The 20383-nt window shown below is 68.2% G+C and carries 21 protein-coding genes; 14 read left to right on the top strand and 7 right to left on the bottom strand.

The features are described 5' to 3' along the window. Positions 1-39: 39 nt before the first annotated feature. Both recO and ACVXZ4_RS07475 read left to right on the top strand, forming a co-directional pair. A complete protein-coding gene (recO, locus tag ACVXZ4_RS07470) occupies positions 40-855 on the top strand; it encodes a DNA repair protein RecO (protein WP_461797603.1) in 816 nt (271 codons plus the stop codon). Further along, a complete protein-coding gene (locus tag ACVXZ4_RS07475; RefSeq protein WP_461797604.1) occupies positions 852-1652 on the top strand; it encodes an isoprenyl transferase in 801 nt (266 codons plus the stop codon). The genes recO and ACVXZ4_RS07475 overlap by 4 nt, the downstream gene beginning before the upstream one ends. Positions 1653-1761: 109 nt before the next feature. On the opposite strand, the gene ACVXZ4_RS07480 is transcribed toward ACVXZ4_RS07475, so the two are convergent. Further along, positions 1762-2319: a P-loop NTPase family protein gene (locus ACVXZ4_RS07480; RefSeq protein ID WP_461797605.1), complete on the bottom strand. Its 558-nt coding sequence runs from the start codon at positions 2317-2319 to the stop codon at positions 1762-1764. A gap of 89 nt (positions 2320-2408) precedes the next feature. On the opposite strand from ACVXZ4_RS07480, the gene ACVXZ4_RS07485 reads away from it, so the two are divergent. Next, the gene (locus tag ACVXZ4_RS07485; RefSeq protein WP_461797606.1) at positions 2409-3461 is read left to right on the top strand and encodes a Gfo/Idh/MocA family protein; all 1053 of its coding nucleotides are present in this window, start codon (positions 2409-2411) and stop codon (positions 3459-3461) included. A gap of 2 nt (positions 3462-3463) precedes the next feature. On the opposite strand, the gene ACVXZ4_RS07490 is transcribed toward ACVXZ4_RS07485, so the two are convergent. Continuing rightward, on the bottom strand, positions 3464-4414 hold the full coding sequence (locus ACVXZ4_RS07490) for a LysR family transcriptional regulator (protein ID WP_461797607.1): 951 nt from the start codon (positions 4412-4414) through the stop codon (positions 3464-3466). A 70-nt stretch (positions 4415-4484) separates the two neighbouring features. Here ACVXZ4_RS07490 and ACVXZ4_RS07495 point away from each other — a divergent pair, with 70 nt between their 5' ends. Then, positions 4485-5552: an aminotransferase class V-fold PLP-dependent enzyme gene (locus ACVXZ4_RS07495; protein ID WP_461797608.1), complete on the top strand. Its 1068-nt coding sequence runs from the start codon at positions 4485-4487 to the stop codon at positions 5550-5552. A gap of 20 nt (positions 5553-5572) precedes the next feature. Here ACVXZ4_RS07495 and ACVXZ4_RS07500 read toward each other — a convergent pair whose 3' ends face one another. From ACVXZ4_RS07500 to ACVXZ4_RS07510, 3 genes are all read right to left on the bottom strand, one after another. Beyond that, positions 5573-6022 (bottom strand): iron chaperone, encoded by a 450-nt coding sequence (locus ACVXZ4_RS07500; protein WP_461797609.1) that lies wholly within the window; start codon positions 6020-6022, stop codon positions 5573-5575. 111 nt (positions 6023-6133) lie between these two features. Further along, positions 6134-7009, bottom strand: a complete 876-nt coding sequence (locus tag ACVXZ4_RS07505) for an SDR family oxidoreductase (RefSeq protein WP_461797610.1) — start codon at positions 7007-7009, stop codon at positions 6134-6136. 50 nt (positions 7010-7059) lie between these two features. Further along, a complete protein-coding gene (locus ACVXZ4_RS07510; RefSeq protein ID WP_461797611.1) occupies positions 7060-8070 on the bottom strand; it encodes a 2'-5' RNA ligase family protein in 1011 nt (336 codons plus the stop codon). A 90-nt stretch (positions 8071-8160) separates the two neighbouring features. Here ACVXZ4_RS07510 and ACVXZ4_RS07515 point away from each other — a divergent pair, with 90 nt between their 5' ends. From ACVXZ4_RS07515 to ACVXZ4_RS07550, 8 genes are all read left to right on the top strand, one after another. Next, the gene (locus ACVXZ4_RS07515; RefSeq protein WP_461797935.1) at positions 8161-8865 is read left to right on the top strand and encodes an NUDIX hydrolase; all 705 of its coding nucleotides are present in this window, start codon (positions 8161-8163) and stop codon (positions 8863-8865) included. A 32-nt stretch (positions 8866-8897) separates the two neighbouring features. Continuing rightward, positions 8898-10208 carry a quinolinate synthase NadA gene (gene nadA, locus ACVXZ4_RS07520; RefSeq protein ID WP_461797612.1) on the top strand — a complete coding sequence of 437 codons (1311 nt, stop codon included), beginning with the start codon at positions 8898-8900 and terminating at the stop codon, positions 10206-10208. A 2-nt stretch (positions 10209-10210) separates the two neighbouring features. Next, positions 10211-11767, top strand: a complete 1557-nt coding sequence (nadB, locus tag ACVXZ4_RS07525; protein WP_461797613.1) for an L-aspartate oxidase — start codon at positions 10211-10213, stop codon at positions 11765-11767. After that, positions 11754-12611: a carboxylating nicotinate-nucleotide diphosphorylase gene (gene nadC, locus ACVXZ4_RS07530; protein ID WP_461797614.1), complete on the top strand. Its 858-nt coding sequence runs from the start codon at positions 11754-11756 to the stop codon at positions 12609-12611. Before nadB ends, nadC begins: the two co-directional genes overlap by 14 nt. Continuing rightward, positions 12608-13753 (top strand): cysteine desulfurase family protein, encoded by a 1146-nt coding sequence (locus ACVXZ4_RS07535; protein WP_461797615.1) that lies wholly within the window; start codon positions 12608-12610, stop codon positions 13751-13753. Before nadC ends, ACVXZ4_RS07535 begins: the two co-directional genes overlap by 4 nt. Before the next feature lie 56 nt (positions 13754-13809). Further along, positions 13810-15195, top strand: coding sequence for a glycine--tRNA ligase (locus ACVXZ4_RS07540; RefSeq protein ID WP_461797616.1), 1386 nt, complete (start codon positions 13810-13812; stop codon positions 15193-15195). A 220-nt stretch (positions 15196-15415) separates the two neighbouring features. Next, positions 15416-16081, top strand: a complete 666-nt coding sequence (locus ACVXZ4_RS07545; RefSeq protein WP_461797617.1) for a DsbA family oxidoreductase — start codon at positions 15416-15418, stop codon at positions 16079-16081. Further along, positions 16078-16251: a hypothetical protein gene (locus ACVXZ4_RS07550; protein WP_461797618.1), complete on the top strand. Its 174-nt coding sequence runs from the start codon at positions 16078-16080 to the stop codon at positions 16249-16251. Before ACVXZ4_RS07545 ends, ACVXZ4_RS07550 begins: the two co-directional genes overlap by 4 nt. A 30-nt stretch (positions 16252-16281) precedes the next feature. Here the strand turns inward: ACVXZ4_RS07550 and ACVXZ4_RS07555 are convergent, their stop codons facing one another. Beyond that, complete coding sequence (locus tag ACVXZ4_RS07555) at positions 16282-17151, bottom strand: DUF2510 domain-containing protein (RefSeq protein ID WP_461797619.1); 870 nt, start codon at positions 17149-17151, stop codon at positions 16282-16284. Between the two features lie 201 nt (positions 17152-17352). Continuing rightward, positions 17353-17838, bottom strand: a complete 486-nt coding sequence (locus ACVXZ4_RS07560; protein WP_461797620.1) for an aminoacyl-tRNA deacylase — start codon at positions 17836-17838, stop codon at positions 17353-17355. 39 nt (positions 17839-17877) lie between these two features. Between ACVXZ4_RS07560 and dusB the strand changes: the two genes are divergently transcribed. After that, positions 17878-19053: a tRNA dihydrouridine synthase DusB gene (gene dusB / locus ACVXZ4_RS07565; protein WP_461797936.1), complete on the top strand. Its 1176-nt coding sequence runs from the start codon at positions 17878-17880 to the stop codon at positions 19051-19053. Continuing rightward, positions 19046-20284: a deoxyguanosinetriphosphate triphosphohydrolase gene (locus tag ACVXZ4_RS07570; protein WP_461797621.1), complete on the top strand. Its 1239-nt coding sequence runs from the start codon at positions 19046-19048 to the stop codon at positions 20282-20284. The genes dusB and ACVXZ4_RS07570 overlap by 8 nt, the downstream gene beginning before the upstream one ends. Positions 20285-20383 lie beyond the last annotated feature (99 nt).

Genomic DNA, 20383 nt, shown 5'->3' on the forward strand with positions numbered 1-20383 from the left:
CACGGTGCCCTGCCCCGTGAGGGCGACGATAATTGGGGGATGCCCCTCTACCGTGACGAAGCCGTCGTGCTGCGCACCCACAAACTGGGTGAGGCCGACCGCATCGTCACCATGCTCACGCGCCAGCACGGCAAAGTGCGGGCCGTCGCAAAGGGCGTTCGCCGGACCGCATCGAAATTCGGGGCACGACTCGAACCCTTCATGGTCGCCGATGTTCAGCTGTACGAGGGCCGCAGCCTCGACATCATCACCCAGGCGGAATCCGTCGGCTCCTACGGTGCCGACATCACCGCCGACTACGGCAGCTACACGGCTGCCAGCGCCATGGTCGAGACCGCCGACAAGCTCACGGAGGGCGAGCCGAGCCTCCAGCAATACCTCCTCCTGGTCGGAGCGCTTCGTTCGCTGGCCCGGCGTGAGCACGGCGCCAGCCTCACCCTCGACTCCTACCTGCTGCGCGCGCTATCCATCGCCGGGTGGAGCCCCAGTTTCGACGACTGTTCCGTGACCGGCGCACCCGGGCCGCACTCGGCGTTCGTCGTGCAGCTCGGTGGCGTGGTCGCGGATGCGGTCGCGCCGCCCGGTGCGCCTCGTCTCGACGCGAAGACCCTCCTGCTGCTGTCCTCGCTGCTCACCGGCGAATGGCAGACGGCGGACGACGCGGACGACCGCACCCGTTCGCAGGCGAGTGGAGTCGTGGCGGCCTACACCCAGTTCCACCTCGACCGTGGGTTGCGCTCCCTCGAGCACGTGGACCGGGTGCGCACGACGACCGCCGGTCGAGTACCTTCCGCTGGTCGAGAGAATCCTGCTGGTCGAGTAGCGAGCGCCAGCGAGCGTGTCGAGACCTCATGAGCAAACCCAAGACCCACCGCGACGCCGTCGACTTCAAGGCAATCGACTGGACCGGCCTCTACCCGCCAAAGCTCCCTCGTAATGCGGTGCCGGAGCACGTCGCCATCGTGATGGACGGCAACGGACGATGGGCCAACGGCAAGGGCCTGACCCGGGTGGAGGGGCACAAGGCGGGGGAGGCTTCGCTGCTGGATGTCGTGGCCGGCGCCATCCAGATCGGGGTCAAGCACCTCAGCGTGTATGCCTTCTCCACCGAGAACTGGAAGCGCTCGCCCGACGAGGTGCGCTTTCTCATGGGCTTCAACCGCGACGTGCTTCATCGCCGGCGGGATCAGCTGAACGACTGGGGCGTTCGGGTGCGCTGGGCGGGTCGCAAGCCGAGGCTCTGGGCATCCGTCATCGATGAGCTGCAGTTCGCTGAGCGGTTGACGGCCGATAATTCCGTGCTGACCCTCACCATGTGCGTCAACTACGGCGGCCGCACCGAGATCGCGGATGCCGTGCGCGCTATCGCCGACGACGTGGCCGACGGGCGGCTCAAGCCCTCCGGCATCAGCGAGAAGACCATCCAGAAGCGGCTCTACGCCCCCGACCTGCCGGATGTCGACCTCTTCGTGCGCAGTTCGGGCGAGCAGCGCACCAGCAACTTCATGCTCTGGCAGAGCGCCTATGCCGAGATGGTGTTCCTCGACACACTCTGGCCCGACTTCACCCGCGAACAGCTGTGGGAGGCGATCGTGGTCTACGCCCAGCGCACGCGTCGCTTCGGTGGCGCGATCGACGCCCCCTCGGCCTGACCGGCCCCGGCTCCTCTGCGAGACTCAAAACGCAGGAGATTCGCCACGAAAGAAAGCTCTTCGCCGCGAAATGACCCTGTGATGGCGAATCTCCTGCGTTTTGGGTGTGTCAGCGGGAGCTCGCGAGGGGGCCGACGAGCCAGGCATCCACCTCACGCTGACTGCGCAGCCGCACGACCTGCAGGTGCGGATGCTGGCCGGCAGCGGCCGGCACGGTGCGGCGATACGTCCGCTGGTGCTTGACCGCCCAGCGGATGATCCCCTCCGGGTCCGTCAGGGCGTGCAACAGCCCCGGCTCGGTGTTTCCGTTCCACAACTCCACTCGCGTGCGGCTGCGATGGATCGTGCGACTCACCACGCGCCAAACGGCGACGGGGGAGGGCAGGTCGAGCCAGACCAGGGTGTCCGCGCGAGCCGACAGGATCGGCCGGGCGTCCCGGTACTGCCACTCGGTGATCCATTCCGCCTCCCGGGAGAAGAGCTCGACGTCGACGAGGAATTCCGGCCGGGGAACCCATCCGGCACCGTGATACAGCCCGTCGATCTCCGTGTAGGGCAGGTCGAGAGCGTGCGAGATCCGACGTGCCAGGGTGGACTTGCCGACCCCGCTCACGCCGGCGACCACCACGCGGGCGGGCCGACGGATCGGGTCGCGGGAGGAGAGCATCCGTCCAGTCTGCCGGAGGCGGACCAGACCATCGCCCTCCGGTGGCCACTGACACGGGACGCAGCGTCACAACTCGATATTCTGGCGTCATGAGTCCCACCGAATCCATCACGCCCATCCGCACCGGCATCATCGGCTACGGGCTTTCCGGCCGGGTCTTCCACGCCCCGTTCATCGCCGCGAACCCGCGCTTCTCGCTCGAGGTCGTCGCCACGAGCCATGCCGGCCGCCAGACGGTGGCCCGCTCGCAGCATCCGACGATCGACACCGTCAACACTCCGGGCGAACTCATCGACCGCGGGCTCGACCTCGTGGTGCTCGCCTCTCCGGGCCACGCCCACCTCGAGCAGGGACTCGCCGCGCTGGCCGCCGGATCCGCCCTCGTCGTCGACAAGCCGTTTGCAGCCTCCGTCGCCGAGGCCGAGCAGCTCATCGCCGCGGCCGAGGCCGCCGGTCGACCGCTCATGGTGTTCCAGAACCGCCGCTGGGATGGGGACTTCCTCACCGTGCAGAAGCTGCTCACCGAGGGCGTTTTGGGCAACGTGCACCGCTTCGAGTCGACCTTCGAGCGCTGGTCCCCGGGGTTGCGCGACCGCTGGCAGGACACCACCACGAGCGCGCAGGGGGCCGGGATCACCTTCGACCTCGGAAGTCACCTCATCGACCAGGCGCTCCACCTCTTCGGACCCGCGACGATCGCGGATGCCGAGCTCTCCATCCTGAGAAAGGGCGGCGTCAGCGACGACGAGGCATTCATCTCCCTGCTCCACTCCTCGGGCACCCGATCCCACCTCACCCTCAGCCGCTTCGCCGGGCAGAACGGGCCGCGCTTCCGGGTGCTGGGCGATCGATCTGCCTTCACGATCTATGGACTCGACACTCAGGAGCCCGCGCTCATGGCCGGCGGATCGCCCACCGACGTCGGATTCGGCGTCGCCCCGGAGGAGACCTGGGGCACCGTCGGAATCACCGGCTCAGAGGACGTGCCGCCGACGAGGGTGCCGACCGAGCCCGGGAACTACGCCGGCTTCTATGCTCAGGCTGCCGCGGCGATCCGGGATGGCGCAGCTCTCCCGGTCGATCCGCGCGATTCCCTCGCCGCTCTTCGGATCATCGAAGGCGTGCACGACTTCGCGCGCTAACGTCAGACCGTCACCAGTCCCCAGTCGTTTCCGTCAAGGCCGTGCAGTACCCGGCTGGTCGCCGCGAGGCTCGGCACCCGCCGTGCGCCGTCGTTCGCGATCAGGTGGATGCTTCGGGCACTGGACGGCGTGTGCGCGCGGATCACGGCGCCGGGCGGCACCGCGGCGGCCACCAGCGCGAGCCGAGGAAGCATCGCCACGCCGAGTCCACTCGCGACCATGTTGATGACAGCGCTGGCGTTGTCGGTCTCGAAGGCGATCGCCGGAGCGAATCCGGCGAGCTCGCAGACGGCGAGCAGGTGTCCGCGACAACGGGGGCATCCGGCGATCCAGCGCTCGTCGTCGAGTCCGGCGAGATCCACGATGTGCTGCTCGGCCAGCGGATGCCCCGCCGGTAACACCACCACGGTGTCTTCGGTGAACAGGGTCTCGGAGCCGAGCCCGTTGGCGCTGTCAACGTGCGGATCGGATCTGTCCCCGGGGTAGCTGAAGGTGATCGCGAGGTCGATGCTGCCCTCGCGGAGCAGTGCAACGGCCTCGGGGGGCTGCGCTTCCACGTAGTTGACGCGAACGCCGGGGTGCTCGACGGCCATGGCCGCGAGCAGGCGGGGGACGATCGTCGACGACGCGGTGGGGAACGCTGCGAGCCGCACAAGTCCCGTGCGCAGCCCGGCGAGATCCGCCAGGTCCCCGGATGCCGCCTCGAGCGCCGACGCGATGGTGAGCGCGTGACGCGCGAGCACCGTCCCCGCCTCGGTGAGGCGCACCGAGCGGCCGACGCGGGTGACGAGCGGCAGGTTGAGGCGAGCCTCGGCGCGCTGCACGTGCTGGCTCACCGCCGGTTGGCTGTAACCGAGCAGCCGCGCCGCGCCGGTGATCGTGCCCGTGTCGGCGATGGCCCGCACGATGCGGATCGTCTGCAGGTCGAGTTGCGGATCGAAGGCCAGAGTCATAACTCGATGTTATCGGTTGCATCGAAAGTATGCTCTTGTCGCATAAGTGCCCGCTCGTCATGCTGGGAGCATGACGACTGCCACGCGACCCGAACTCTCCCTCGAGCTCCAGCGCGCACGAGCGAGCTTCGAGCCGTCAAGCGGATTTCTCGCCGTCGCCTCGATCGGCATCCCCACGCGCGACACGGTCGCCGCCCAGAAGGAGGACCTCGACCTCTGGGGTTCCGCCCGTCGCGATCCAATGGACTACGACGCGATCGTCGAGCGCACCCGGCGCTCGTATGCCCGCTTGGTCGGCGTGACACCGGATCGCGTGGCAACCGGTTCGCAGACCTCGGTGATCACCAGCCTGGTCGCCGCGGGCGTGCCGGACGGCGCCGAGGTCCTGAGCGTGAGCGGTGATTTCTCGTCGATCGTGTTCCCGCTGCTGCAGAAGCCGGGCATCCGGGTGCGCACGGTCGCCCTTGCAGATCTCGCCGAGTCGATCTCCGACGACACCTGGCTCGTCGTCTTCTCCCACATCCAGTCGTCAACGGGAATCGTCGCCGACGTCGCCGGGATCGTCGCGGCAGCGGCCGCTCACAACGTGTACACCTTCTGTGACACCACCCAGTCCGCCGGCGTGCATCCCGTCGACGCCTCGCTCTTCGACGCGACGGTGTGCCACAGCTACAAGTGGCTGTGCGCGCCGAGGGGGGTCGCCTTCCTCACGCTGAGCGAGCGTTTCCAGGCCGAGCTGCGCCCCGTGCAAGCCGGATGGTATGCCGGGGAGCAGGTCTGGCAGTCCTGCTATGGACCCAATATGACCCTGGCAACCGACGCTCGCGCATTCGACGTCTCGCCGGCCTGGCCGGCCTGGGTGGGAGCGGAGCCGGCCATCCGCATGTTCTCCGAGCTCGACATCGACGAGGTGTGGGCCTACACGAGCGGTCTCGGAGACCTGCTCTGCGACGGTCTCGGCATCCCGCAGCAGCATCAGGCGATCGTGACCTGGGCGGATCCGGATTCCTCCGACCTGCACGCGCTCATCGCCGCCGGAATCAAGGCCTCGGGTCGCGCCGGACGCCTGCGCGCCGCCTTCCACCTCTGGAACGACGAAGCGGATGTCGCGGCAGTGATCGCGGCGCTGCGCCCCTGATCTGCGCGCCCGCCCTCCCCTCAGGAAACGGCGGCCCTCACCACCCGCGCGACCTGTTCCTCTGCCGTCGGGCTCCACTTTTCGAGAGCCCACGACACCGGCCAGATCTCACCGTCGTCGAGGCGGGCCGCATCCTGGAATTCCAGGGTCGAGTAGCGGGTGTTGAACTTGCCCGCGTTCTTGAAGCAGAACACCACCTTGCCGTCCGCATTCGCATAGGCCGGCATCCCGTACCAGGTCTTCGGCGAAAGCCCGGGGGCATTCACCGTCGCCGTCACGTGTACGCGCTCCGCGAGCGCGCGATCGTCCGGAGCCATCTTCGCGATGCTGTCGAGCACGGACTGAAGCCCGTCCGCCTTCTGGGCGCCTTTCTTGCCCTCGGCGCGAAGTTCAGCGGCGCGGGCCTTGATCGCGGCGCGTTCATCGGCCGTGAAGCCGGTGGATTCGGAACTCTCGTCTGATCTGGTCATGCTGGATACTCCTCGTGTCACCTGCTCGGCGCGACGTCTCCGTCGTCACTCGACAGGCTAGGCCCGGGGCCGCATCGACGCTTCTCGATTCCTGCTCACGTCGCGATCTCGCTAGAGCCGGAACCCGCCATCGGAGCTGATCACCTGTCCCACGATCCAACGTGCGTCGTCCGTGGCGAGCCAGCCGATCAGTCGCGCGGGATCCGACGGTGCACCGAAACGTCCGAACGGGGTGTTGCGCACTCGGTCCTGGATCTCGTCGAGCGGGCGATCGGTCGTCTCCGGATCGAGGTACCCGGTGTTGACTGGCCCGGGATCGACAGTGTTGAGGATGATGCCCCGCGCGAGGAGCTCGCCGGCCACCGTGGGCGTCACGCCGGCGAGAGCCGCCTTGCTCGCGGCATAGGCGACCTCGCCCCGCATCGCACCGTGGATCTGGCCGGACGTCATCCAGATGACCCGGCCGGTCGCGAACTCATCGATCTGATCAGACCGCTCCGGATGCTCTCCCGGGCGCGAGGGAGCGGATGGCGCGCGGCCGGAGTAGTGGTCGGCGAATGCCCGGGTGAGGAGAAGCGTCGATCGAGTATTCACCTGCCAATGGCCGTCGAGGAGGTCGGGCGTCATATCGAAGATGGAGCCATCGCCGCCGCTTCGAGCGTGATTGCAGACCAGGATGTCGACCCGTCCGGTCAGGCCGACAGCCGCGTCCAGAAGCGCCCCGGCCGAATCCGGCCGCGAAAGGTCTAGGCTCAGGTCGCCGAACGCGGCGCCGTCGACCTGCGCCGAAGTAATGCCCGACCGCAGCGCGTCAAGGTCGTCGGCACCCCACGGCTGCTCGGCATCGTGGGGCGAATAATGCTGGATGAACACATCGGCGCCGAGCTCGGCAAAACGGCTGGCCACGGCGAATCCGATTCCCCGGCGACGCGACACTCCGGTCACCAGGGCGGTCTTGCCGAGCAGGGGCGTGGGGTCGAATGACATCCGGAACCACGCCTTCCCTCGAGCGGTGCTCCCCAACCCTATCCCTACGATCAGCGCGGTTGGGGTGCCGCGTCGCTCGCAGCCAGTGCCTCGAGATCGCGCACCTGCTTCTCCGGCAGGTCGTACCCGGTGTGCATGATCCGCTGGGCTTCCGCGGTCGCACATGCCACGCGCAGCCCGGCAACCATACCCGACCCGGTGAGCGCGCCGACCGGCAGTTCGATCGAATGCTCGGAGAGGATGCGCACCGCACCGCCGTCGAGACCGACGACGTGCACATCCACTTCCACACCCGCGACGTCGGCGACGAATGCGGACGGCAGTCCGTCGTGCCAACGGTTCTCCGACCAGAGGTACCGCAGGCCCGAGGGTCCGAGGGATTCGAGCATCCGGCCCACATCCTGCTCGAGAACGAGCAGGTCGAGATCGTGATGGTCCCGCGTCTGCCGGCCGACCAGCGCATCGATGCCCCAGCCGCCGATCACCCAGGAACGGATGCCGAGCTCCTTCAGCGCCGACCACGTCACAGCGGCGCGCTCGGCGGAAACCGGTTCGTCGGCCAGGTGTCGACCGACTTCAGCCATTGCGACGGGCACGGCTCGTGATCTGTCGCCCCCGGGAGCGAGTTCGACGAGGAGCAGCACATCCAACTCGAGGGAAGCGCCAGGCTTCAACCGGTGGCTGTCCACGACCGTCAGGTGCGGACGATACCCGGCACCGCTGTAGGCGGGAGCGATGGGCGCGAGCGTAACCGCACTGCCGAATTCGTCGAGGAGTGTCTCGTGCAGGCGCCGGAGCGGGCTGGAATCCACCAGCTGCATGGCGGTCTCCCCGGCCGGACCGAACAGTGCCTCGTCGCCGACTGTCGCCGAAAGCGGGGGAGTCGTTGCCGCCACGCTCCGCAGAATTGCTGCCACTGCGTCGATGTCGCGGGGGCCGGCACCAAACGGCGGGCACACCGTGACATGCCGCGGCCAGTGGGCGCGATCGATCCACTCGCCGACCGGCAGCGCAGACAGCGGCGCGATCACGCAATACACCCGGGACTCGGAGGCGGACATGGCTCCATTCAACCGGACACCGGCACGGGTCGCCGGGATCGATCATGTTAGAGTCATCTTGACTGTTACTAGATGGATGGCGAGGTGACCATGGACGACAGCACCCGCGAGCGCGACGCGGCCCCCGTATCGCTCGCCGTCTCCACCGTGATCTTCGCCTTGAAGGCGGACAGCCAGAGCACGGCGGCATCGCTGAGGCTGCCGCTCGTCCGTCGCATCCGTGACCCGTTCTCCGGCCGGTGGGCATTGCCCGGGGGCCCGATCGATCCGACCGAGAGCCTGGAGAGAGCCGCCGGTCGCCACCTCCTCGACACGACCGCGCTGAGCCCCACCTACCTCGAGCAGCTCTATGCGTTCGGCGAGATCGACCGGTCGCCGGGTGACCGCGTCGTCTCCATCGTCTACTGGGCGCTCGTGCGCACGGACGAGGCGCAGCTCGCAGCAGTGGGCGAGAACGTGCGCTGGTTTGCGGCCGACGACCTGCCGCCGCTGGCCTTCGACCACAACACGATCGTCGAATACGCGCTCTGGCGGCTGCGCACCAAGGTGGAGTACAGCCGCATCGCCCATGCATTCCTCGGGGAGACATTCACGCTCACGGAGCTCCGGAACGTGCACGAGGCCGTGCTGGGCCGGGCGCTCGATCCGGCGAACTTCCGTCGCCAGATGGAGTCCTCGCCCGCGATCATCGCTACCGGCGAACACCTCTCAGGCGGTCGCCATCGACCGCCGAAGCTTTATCGCTACAACGCCTCGGTCGAACTCACCGATCGCGGGCCACTGTCTCGTTCCTAGCCGCACTCCGACTCGACAACCAGGGAGACACCGTGTCATCTGTCGACACCACTATCCAGCTCATCCGCGCGGGAGCGGTCGAGGGCGCCGTCTGCAGTCCCGCCCTCGCCGAAAGCCCGTGGGTGTTCGACCGGCAGACCGAGCCGAGCTACGGACCCGGCTCGTCGATGGGCGACGTCATCCCGGTGGGGAGTCCGCGCCAGGGCCAGCTGCCCGAAGAGTACCGCGTGGCGTCCAAGGACGAACTCGCCGACCGTATCCGCGCCGCCAAGGCGACACTCGGCGAGCGCGTGGTGGTGCTCGGACATTTCTACCAGCGGGATGAGGTGGTGCAGTTCGCCGATTTCGTCGGCGACTCGTTCCAGCTCGCCAATGCAGCCCGGTCCACGCTGGCCGCGGAGGCGATCGTGTTCTGCGGCGTGCACTTCATGGCCGAGACCGCCGACATCCTCGCGGGCCCGCACCAGTCGGTGATCCTGCCGAATCTCGCCGCCGGATGCTCGATGGCCGACATGGCCGACATCGACTCGGTCGAGGAGTGCTGGGAGCAGCTCGCCGAGCTGTACGGCACCGAGCCGGATGCCGAGGGCCGGGTGCCGGTGATCCCGGTCACGTACATGAATTCCTCCGCCGCCCTCAAGGGATTCTGCGGCGAGCACGGCGGCATCGTCTGCACCTCCTCCAACGCGGCGACCGTGCTCGAGTGGGCCTTCGAACGCGGCCAGCGGGTGCTCTTCTTCCCCGACCAGCACCTGGGGCGCAACACGGCGAAGGCGATGGGTGTGCCGCTCGACCGCATGCCGATGTGGAACCCGCGCAAGCCGCTCGGAGGTAACAGCGAGGCTGCGCTGGCGGATGCCCGGGTGATCCTCTGGCACGGCTTCTGCTCGGTGCACAAGCGCTTCAGCGTGGCCCAGATCGACAAGGCCCGTCTCGAGTTCCCCGGAGTGACCGTGCTCGTGCACCCGGAGTGCCCGATGGACGTCGTGGATGCCGCGGACGCCGCCGGATCCACCGACTTCATCGGCAAGGCCATCGCCGCGGCGACCGAGCCGACGATCTTCGCGATCGGCACCGAGATCAACATGGTCAACCGCCTGGCGGCGCAGTACCCCCAGCACACCATCTTCAGCCTCGACCCGGTCGTCTGCCCCTGCTCGACGATGTACCGCATCCATCCCGGCTACCTGGCCTGGGTGCTCGAGGGACTCGTTCGGGGCGAGGTGTTCAACCGGATAACGGTTCCACAAGCGGTGGCCGTCCCCGCTCGCATCGCCCTCGAGCGCATGCTTGCAGCCCAGCCCGGCATGCCTGTGGCCCCGGCCGATGTGATCGGGGACTGAAGATGGCAAGGCCATCGGTGATCGTTGTCGGCACCGGGATCGCCGGACTCGTCGCGGCTCTGCGTGCTGAGCGCACCCATTCGGTCACCCTGGTGACCAAGGCGGAGCTCGGGGAGAGCAACACCCGCTACGCCCAGGGTGGTATCGCGGCGGTGATGTTCCCCGACGACAGCGTCGCGTCCCACATCGAAGACACACTCGCGTCGGGGGCCGGGCTCAACTCACGTGACGCCGTCGAGATCCTCTGCGCCGAAGGCCCGGAGCGTATCCGGGACCTGCTCGCCCTCGGTGTCGAGTTCGACCGGGACCAGGGTGTGCTCTCGCGGGGCCGCGAGGCGGCCCACTCCCGCGCGCGAATCCTGCATGCCGGGGGAGACGCCACCGGAGCGGGCATCGAGAGCGCGCTGGTGCGGGCCGTGCGCTCCTCTGGCGTGCGCATCCTCGAATTCACCTTCGTCCGCGACCTGCTGGTCGCCGACGGGCACGTGTGCGGAGTCGAGTCGGTGGACGCCGCGGGCCTGGTGTCCCGTCTCGACGCGGATGCCGTGATCCTGGCAAGCGGCGGAGCCGGGCAGCTCTACGCCCACACCACCAATCCCGCGGTCGCCACCGGTGACGGCGCCGCCGCCGCGTTCCGCGCCGGGGCGAAGCTCGCCGACGTGGAGTTCTACCAGTTCCATCCCACCTCGCTCGCGGTGCCCGGCAACTTCCTGGTGTCCGAAGCGGTGCGGGGCGAGGGTGCAGTGCTGCTCGACGCGACAGGCCGCCGGTTCATGGCGGATTGGCATCCGGATGCCGAACTCGCGCCGCGGGACGTCGTGGCCCGCGGCATCGCCCGCCAGATGGCCACCCAGGGCGGCGCGCCGGTGCTTCTCGACGCCACTGGGCTCGGTGCCGCTTTTCTCGCCGAGCGTTTCCCGGGCATCGACCGGGTGTGCCGCGCACACGGGCTCGACTGGTCGCGGCAACCCATCCCTGTCACCCCGGCGGCGCATTACTGGATGGGCGGCATCGAGACCGACCTCTGGGGGCGCAGCACTCTTCCCGGTCTCTACGCCGTCGGGGAGGTGGCGAGCACCGGGGTGCACGGGGCCAATCGGCTCGCCTCCAACTCCCTGCTCGAGTCGCTCGTGTTCGCCTGGCGATCGGTGGACTCCCTCGGGCTGCCCTGGCCGCCGTTCCACGAGCCGGCCGACACCGTCGTCTCCGACATCGTGCCCGCAGATGGCGAGCCGGTCGATCGCGCCCGCCTGCAGGCCTTGCTCTGGGACGACGCCGGCCTGTTCCGTTCGGCGGAGGGACTGCAGTCCGCGCGCGACGAGCTCGCCGGCTGGAGTTCGGCATCCGGTGATTCGTTTGCGGCACTCGAAGACCGCAACCTCCTCCAGCTCGCCGGCCTGCTGGTGAGTGCGGCCCTCACACGGCGCGAGTCGAGGGGAGCGCACTACCGCGACGACTATCCCGAGACCGATCCACGGTTCGCCCGCCACTCCGCCGTGCAGGCCGGCCGAATATCGGCAATCACCCCCACCAAGGACACCAGTCATGCTCTCGTCTAACCAGATCGAACCGACAGTACGGATGGCGCTCGCCGAAGACGCCCCGTGGGGCGACATCACCTCGGAGACCCTCATCCCGGAGGAGGCGACCGCCAGGGCTCGTCTCGTGGCGCGCGAGCCGGGGGTCTTCAGCGGGGGAGAGGTCTTCCGGTCGGCGATGAGGCTCACCGATTCCCGCATCCGAGTCGATGCCGTGCTCGAGGACGGCGCGGCGTTCGAGACGGGCGCGGTGCTGGCCGAGGTGAGGGGACCGGCCCGCGCGGTGCTCCAGGCTGAACGTGTAGGCCTCAACTTCGTGCAGCGGATGAGCGGGATCGCCACGCTCACCGCCCGCTACGTCCGCGAGGTGGCCGGCACCTCCGCCCGGATCGTCGACACCCGCAAAACCACGCCCGGCCTGCGGGCCTTCGAGCGCCACGCGGTGCACTGTGGCGGCGGATTCAACCACCGGTTCTCGCTCTCCGACGCGGTGATGGCCAAGGACAATCACCTCGCTGTGCTCACCGCCGGCGGACGGGACCTCACGGACGCACTCCGCGAGGTACGCCGCCGCCTCGGGCACACGGTCCACCTCGAGGTGGAGGTGGATCGTCTCGACCAGGTGGAGGCGGTTCTCGCCGCGGGCGTCGACACGATCATGCTCGACAATTTCAGCCTGGAGCAGTTGCGCGAGGGAGTCGCCCTCATCCGGGGCCGCGCGATCATCGAGGCAAGTGGATCCGTGAGCCTCGAGACCGCCGGGGCGATTGCCCGCACGGGGGTGGACATCATCTCGGTCGGGGCACTGACCCACAGCGTGCGTTCCCTGGATCTCGGACTCGACATCGCGGTCGACCAGCCGTGATCTACCTCGACTCCGCGGCGACCACCGCCGTTCGCCGGGAGGTCCTCGAGGCGATGTGGCCCCACCTCACGACGGAGTACGGCAACCCCTCGAGCCACAACGAGGCCGGGGCATCCGCTGCCGCCGCGCTCGCGGACGCCCGAGCCCGGGTGGCAGAGGTCTTCGGCTGTCGGGCTTCCGAGGTCGTGTTCACGTCGGGTGGCACCGAGGGGGCGAATCTCGCGGTCCTCGGAATCGCGCTGGCGAACCCCCGAGGCCGTCATATCGTCACGACCGCGATCGAGCATCCGGCCGTGCTCGAGAGCTGCACCCACCTCGAGCGGTTCCACGGCTTCGAGATCACTCGCCTCGGCGTGGACGGTGACGGGTTGGTGGGTCTGCCCGAATTCACCGCCGCACTCCGTGGTGACACCACGCTGGCCAGCGTGATGTACGCCAATAACGAGATCGGCACCGTGCAACCGCTCGTGTCTCTTGCGCGTGCCGCCCACGCGGTCGGCGCGGCACTGCACACCGATGCGGTGCAAGCTCCCGGATCCCTCCCGCTCGATGTGCGAGCCCTCGGCGTGGACGCGCTGAGCATCTCCGGTCACAAGTTCGGCGCGCCGAAGGGCGTCGGGGCGGTGTTCCTGGCCTCCCGGATCGCCGTCGAGCCGCTCATCCACGGCGGAGGGCAGGAGCGCGGCCGCAGGTCGGGCACCGAGAATGTAGCGGGCGCCGTCGGACTCGCGGTGGCCCTCGAGCTGGCGGAGCGCTCGCGCCTCGCAAATGCCGACGCACTCGCCCGGACGAGGGACGGGTTCATCCGTGACATCCTCTCCGCAGTACCGCGCGCGCGACTCACCGGCTCCCTTGGCTCCCGACTGGCCGGCAACGCCTCCTTCACCTTCGCGGGAAGGAGCGGTGAATCGATAGTCCTGGAACTCGAGCGCCGGGGGATCGTCTGCTCCAGCGGGTCGGCCTGCGCCGCCGGAAGTGACGAACCCTCCGCCGTGCTCCTCGCCCTGGGGATTACGCCGGAGGTCGCCCAGACCGCCGTTCGGTTCAGCTTCACGGAGGCTGTCGGAGCCGAGGAATTGGGCGACGTCGCGCGCGAGGTGTCACGCGCGGTGGCCGCGATCGGGCCTGGCGGCACAAACTAGGATTGGGGCTTGCCCTGCGACCGCGCATCCAGCGCGGCTGACCTTTGGAGTTCTACGTGGCCAACGCCTCCCCGCTCGATCCCGTCATCAACCTCGCCAAGCGCCGGGGGTTCGTCTTCCAGTCGGGGGAGATCTACGGGGGATCACGGTCCGCCTGGGACTACGGGCCGCTCGGCACCGCGCTCAAGGAGAACATCAAACGTCAGTGGTGGCAGTTCATGGTGCAGGGTCGCGATGACATCGTGGGTCTCGACTCCGCCGTCATCCTCCCCAAGCGCGTCTGGGAGGTCTCCGGGCACGTCGAGGTCTTCAGTGATCCTCTCGTGGAGTCCCTGCACACCCACAAGCGCTATCGGGCCGACCACCTTCTCGAGGCCTACGAGGAGAAGCACGGTCATCCCCCGGTGAACGGCCTGGCCGACATCAAGGACCCCGACACCGGGCAGCCGGGGTCGTGGACCGAACCGCAGAACTTCTCCGGCCTTCTGAAGACCTTCCTCGGCCCGGTCGACAACGAAGAGGGGCTGCATTACCTGCGCCCCGAGACCGCGCAGGGCATCTTCACCAACTTCGCCAACGTGCTCGCCACCTCGCGCCTGAAGCCCCCCTTCGGCATCGCGCAGGTCGGCAAGAGCTTCCGCAACGAGATCACCCCCGGCAACTTCATCTTCCGCACCCGGGAGTTCGAGCAGATGGAGATGGAGTTCTTCGTCGAACCGGGCACCGACGACGAGTGGTTCGAATACTGGATCGACGCCTGCGAGGCGTGGTTCGCCGACCTCGGCATCACGCCGGGCAACATCCGCCGCTTCGAGCACCCGCAGGAGAAGCTCTCGCACTACTCGAAGCGCACCGTCGACCTCGAATACCGTTTCCGGTTCGCCGGAAGCGAGTGGGGTGAGCTGATGGGCGTCGCGAACCGCACCGACTTCGACCTCAAGACTCACTCGGAGGGGTCGGGGGTCGATCTCAGCTACTTCGACCAGACAAAGAACCAGCGCTGGATCCCCTTCGTGATCGAGCCTGCCTTCGGCCTCACCCGGGCCCTCATGGCCTTCCTCGCCGACGCGTACCACGAGGATGAGGCACCCAACACGAAGGGCGGTGTCGACAAGCGCACAGTCCTGCGACTCGATCGTCGCCTGTCCCCGGTCAAGGTGGCTGTGCTCCCGCTGTCCCGCAACGAGCAGCTGTCCCCGATCGCCCGGTCGCTCGCCGCCGATCTCCGCAAGTACTGGAACATCGAGTTCGATGACGCCGGGGCGATAGGTCGCCGATATCGTCGCCAGGACGAGATCGGAACGCCGTTCTGCATCACGATCGACTTCGACACCCTCGAAGACAACGCCGTGACGGTGCGAGAACGTGATTCGATGGCGCAGGAGCGCATCTCGCTCGACCGTGTCGTCGGATACCTCGCCGAGCAGCTCGTGGGGGCGTAACGTCTTTCGCCTGAAAATCTTCTCGGTCATCGGCGAGTCTGATTGTCGAAACGGCCCTGTCTGCCCATAGGTTCGGAATTGGCCGGGGGTCGGACGTTCGGGACGACCGCTCCTGCCTGCGTTGCCAGCAATGGCCTTGAGCCCCCGGGTACGGGTACCCGGGGGCTCATCTTTTGCTTCGGGGCGGGAATAGGCGCCCGACGTTGGCGTTGAACCCAGCGTGACTGACGCATCCCCTTCCCCCATCAAGGTCGACATCTGGTCCGACGTGCAGTGCCCCTGGTGCTACATCGGCAAACGCAAGTTCGAGGCGGGTGCCGCGGCATTCGGTGGCCCGGTCGAGGTCGAATACCACTCCTTCGAGCTCGCCCCCGACACCCCCGTCGATTTCGACGGCACGCCGGTGGACTACCTCAGCCAGCGCAAGGGCATCCCGGTGCAGCAGGTGACCCAGATGCTCGCGAACGTCACCGGCATCGCCGCCTCCGTCGGGCTCGACTACGACTACGACCACGTACACCAGACCAACACGATCAAGGCGCACGAGTTGATCCACTACGCGAAGGCACAGGGCCGCCAACTCGACATGAAGGAGCGGCTGCTGAAGGCCTATTTCGTGGACGGTCGCCACGTGGGTCGCATCGAGGATCTCGCCGACCTCGCCGCAGAGATCGGGCTCGACCGCGCGGAGGTGGTGCGGGTGCTCACCGACGAGACCTACCTCGCCGACGTGAAGGCCGACGTCGCCCAGGCCTCGGAGTACGGCATCCAGGGCGTGCCCTTCTTCGTGATCGACGGTAAGTACGGGGTGTCGGGCGCACAGGACGCGACCACCTTCGCTAACGTGCTCGAACAGGTACGAACCGAACGAGAGGCCATCCAGTGACGGATGCCGAGACGCTGCCCCTGACCATCCCGGCGAGTATTCGCCCGGCGATCCCCCTCACCCTTGTCGGAGATCCCACCGCCGCGGCGTGCGAGGGCGACTTCTGTGCGATCCCCGACCACCACGAGCAGGCCGTCGTGAATCGTCGGCTCGACGAAGACCTGGTGTAGCTCTTCCCAGAGAAGTGTTGTGGGCTTCGCCTACTGCAGCACGGGGGCGTCAATCGAGAACTGGCGCGGGAGCACGACGTGAGCGATGAACCTCACCGATCGACCGGTGATGTCCGCCGCCGTGCAGTCGAAGGTCGAGCCTACGACGGACGCCGGTGCCCCGTCCGGGCAGGTGGTCGTCCACGCTATCGAGGTCTGTCGCTGCAGTTCGCTGGACGACTGCAGCTCGAGCAACCGGAGTGACGCGTGATCCTTCTGGGCGTCCGCCAGCGGAGTGAGGGCGAAGAAACCGATCAGCCCCACCGCGACGGCCGTGAGGACATAGACGTTGCTCGGCGCGTTCGCGCGGATTCCCTGCCGCTTCAGCACGACGCGACGGGCGACGAGATATCCGATCGGCGGGGCGAGGAGTATCCACCAGCTCGAGGCCGCCTTCAGGCCACGAGACACGAGCACGGCATGGTCCCAGAGGGCGAGGCCGAACAGCGCCACGACGATCGCCAGCGAGATCGCCAATGTCACGACCAAGGTCGAGTCGAACTGCAGAGTGGACACCGCGCCCCGGCCCCCCACCACGGCGGCGACGACGGTCGCCATCAGCCAGATCGGCCGGGTGTGCGCGCTCGGCGTGATCGGCGACACCGTGGCCGCGCGAGGTGGCCAGTCGTCGGTGGAGGTCGCGGCGGGAGCGAAGAGTCCGGAGTCCCGGTCTGAGGGCGCCCAGGGCCCGAGGGATCCCGGGTGCGCGGGCACAGGTTCACCAACGGGTACGGGTACGGGTACTGGAGTGAGATGCTCGGTCCAGGCGGTGCCCGTCCACCACCGCAGCGCCCCCGATCCACCCGGATCCGTGTACCAACCCGCTGCCGGTCCGCCGGTCGTGGTCTCTGTTTCGGACACAGAACTGCCTTTCGCTGGGATCTCCTTCCACCCTAGGCAGAACTGAGCGAACCTCGCGCCCCCCGTTCGGGATGGTCCCCCGCGCCTGCCGCTGCCCGGCCTCCCTGCCACCTCCGCTCCCGCGAGTGACACGCGCGCCCGAACGTTTCGGCGCACGTGTCACTCGCGGGCGCATAGCCGACCGGAGGGGCTGTGGACGGCTCAGCCGCTGATATCGGCCACCGTCGCACCGAGCACGGCGATGAGGGCGTCGGCGTCGACGAAGGCCCCATAGCCCTGCTCGCCGGCGCCGAGCGCGATCCGGCCCCCGACGATGGATGAGTCGGCGAAGACCGGCCACTCCATGGTGCTCCCGAGTGGTGTGATCGTGCCGCGCTCGTAGCCTGTGGCTTCGAAGGCGAGTTCGGGGGAGGGCAACGAGAGTTTGTTGACGCCCACTACCGCTCGCAGTTTCGCCCAGGAGATCTGCCGGTCGCCCGGGATCAGCGCGAACAGGTATTCGTTGGGGGCACCCTCAGGCGTGTGTCGACGCACCACGAGGGACTTCACGATCTGCCGCGTCTCGAGCCCGAGCAGCACCGCTGCCTGCTCGAGCGAGTCGGCGGAGGGGCGTTGGACCACCTCGATTTCGAGGCCGCGAGCCGCGGCATCCGCCAGTACTCGCGTGCGTCCACTGGGGGCAGTCATGTCGGTTTCACCTTTGCCTGAGAGAATCGAGGGGTGACCATGACAGCCGATCCCCAAACGAGCGCACGGAAGAGCGTTCAGACGAGCCTACAGATCGGGCCGCTGAAGCTCGCTGTACCGGTCGTGCTCGCTCCGATGGCGGGCATCACCAACACCGCGTTCCGTCGGCTCTGCCGGGAATTCGGGGCCGGCCTCTACGTGTCGGAGATGATCACCAGCCGGGCGCTGGTCGAGCGCACTGAGGGATCCATGCGCCTCATCAAGCACCACGAGTCGGAGACGCCCCGCAGCATCCAGCTGTATGGCGTCGACCCGAAGACGGTCTCCGAAGCAGTCACGATGCTCGTCGCCGAAGACCGTGCCGACCACATCGACCTGAATTTCGGATGCCCCGTGCCCAAGGTCACCCGCAAGGGCGGGGGGGCCGCACTGCCCTGGAAGCTCGATCTCTTCCGGGAGATCGTCGAGGGCGCGGTGAAGGCCGCCGGCGACCTTCCGCTGACCATCAAGATGCGCAAAGGCATCGACTCGACGCACCTCACCTACCTTGAAGCCGGGCGCATCGCGGAGGGGGCCGGGGTCGCGAGCATCGCCCTCCACGCCCGCACGGCGTCCGAGTTCTACAGCGGACACGCCGACTGGTCGGCCATCGCGAAATTGAAGGAGACCATCGGCGGTGTGCCGATCCTCGGCAACGGCGACATCTGGTCGGGCGCAGATGCGATCCGCATGATGGACGAGACCGGATGCGACGGGGTCGTGGTCGGCCGTGGCTGCCTCGGTCGCCCGTGGCTGTTCGGTGAGCTCGCCTCGGCGTTCGCCGGCGAGTCCGAGATCCCCCAGCCCTCGCTAGGCGTCGTCGCCGAGACCCTTCGCCGCCACACCGAACTGCTCGTGGACTTCTTCGATGGCGACGAGGATCACGCCTGCCGCGACATCCGCAAGCACATCGGATGGTACTTCAAGGGGTACCCGGTGGGCGGCGACATCCGCTCCTCCCTCGCCACGGTCGAGAGCCTGCAGCAGATGGACGACCTTCTCGGCCGTCTCGACTGGACCCTGCCGTATCCCGGCGCCGATGCCGAGGGGCCACGCGGTCGGGCCGGCACGCCCAAACGCACCTCGCTGCCCACCGGCTGGCTGGACAGCCGTGAGCTCGCGGACACGCAGCGGGCCGAGGTCGCCGAAGCAGAGATCCACAACAGCGGTGGTTGAGACCTACTCGGAACACGACACCGCACGCTGGTATCCCGAGGAGCATTCGAGCCGTCGAAGTGACTTCGCCCGGGATCGCGCCCGTCTCCTGCACTCGAGCGCCCTTCGGCGACTCGCGGCCAAGACCCAGGTGCTGAGCCCGGCCGCCGGCCTCGACTTCGCCCGCAACCGGCTCACCCATTCGCTCGAGGTCGCGCAGGTCGGGCGCGAGCTGGCCACGAGCCTCGGGCTCGACCCGGATGTCGTCGACACGGCCTGCCTCGCCCACGATCTCGGGCATCCGCCCTTCGGTCACAATGGCGAGCGCGCGCTCAACAGCTGGGCCGCCGACATCGGCGGGTTCGAGGGCAACGCGCAGACGCTCCGCCTGCTCACCCGCATCGAGCCGAAGGTCTTCGGCCCCGACGGCCGCTCCTACGGGCTCAACCTCACCCGGGCGAGCCTCGACGCGAGCTGCAAGTACCCGTGGCCCGAGACCTCCTCGGTGGGCGACCCGAGTGGTCGCGCCAAGTTCGGCTTCTACGCCGACGACGTCGAGGCGTTCCACTGGCTCCGGGCCGGGGCACCGGATCGCCGCCTCTGCATCGAGGCACAGGTGATGGACCTCTCCGACGACATCGCCTATTCCGTCCACGACTTCGAGGATGCCGTGGTGAGCGGCTACATCGACGTGAAGGCGCTCGGCGCCCGGGTCAACCACGACGCTCTCGTCGACTCGATGTTCGCCTGGATCGGCGGCGAGCTCGACCACGACGAGCTCATCGCCGCCTTCGACCGCCTCGATTCGCTCGATGTCTGGCTCGAGGACTGGGACGGCAGCCGCATGGCCCAGGGTCGCCTCAAGAATCTCACCAGCCAGCTCATCGGCCGGTTCGCCGCGGCCGCGGTGCAGGCCACGCGTACCCAGGATGGCGGGAGTCTCATCCGTTTCGGCGCGGACATCATCGTGCCGCGGGAGATCCGGGCGGAGATCGCGGTGCTCAAAGGTATCGTCGCCGCCTTCGTCATGTCGAAGAACACCCGCCAGCCCATATATACCCAACAGCGCGAGGTGCTCACCGAACTCGCCACGACGCTGCTCGACCGCGGCGAGTCCGCTCTCGATCCGGGCTTTGCCGCCGACTGGCGGTCCGCGACGACGGATGCCGGGCGCAAGCGCGCGGTCGTCGACCAGGTGGCGAGCCTGACCGACCAGTCGGCGATGGCCTGGCACGAGCGCATCGTCGGCTAGACCCGAGCTCCGCGCTGCCGAGTGACACGTGCGCCCGCCCGTTCGGGCGCGCGTGTCACTCGGCGCCGCGAAGGTGCGCACCGGTTCGAGTACCGCAGG

The sequence above is a fragment of the Lacisediminihabitans sp. FW035 genome (assembly GCF_054880895.1).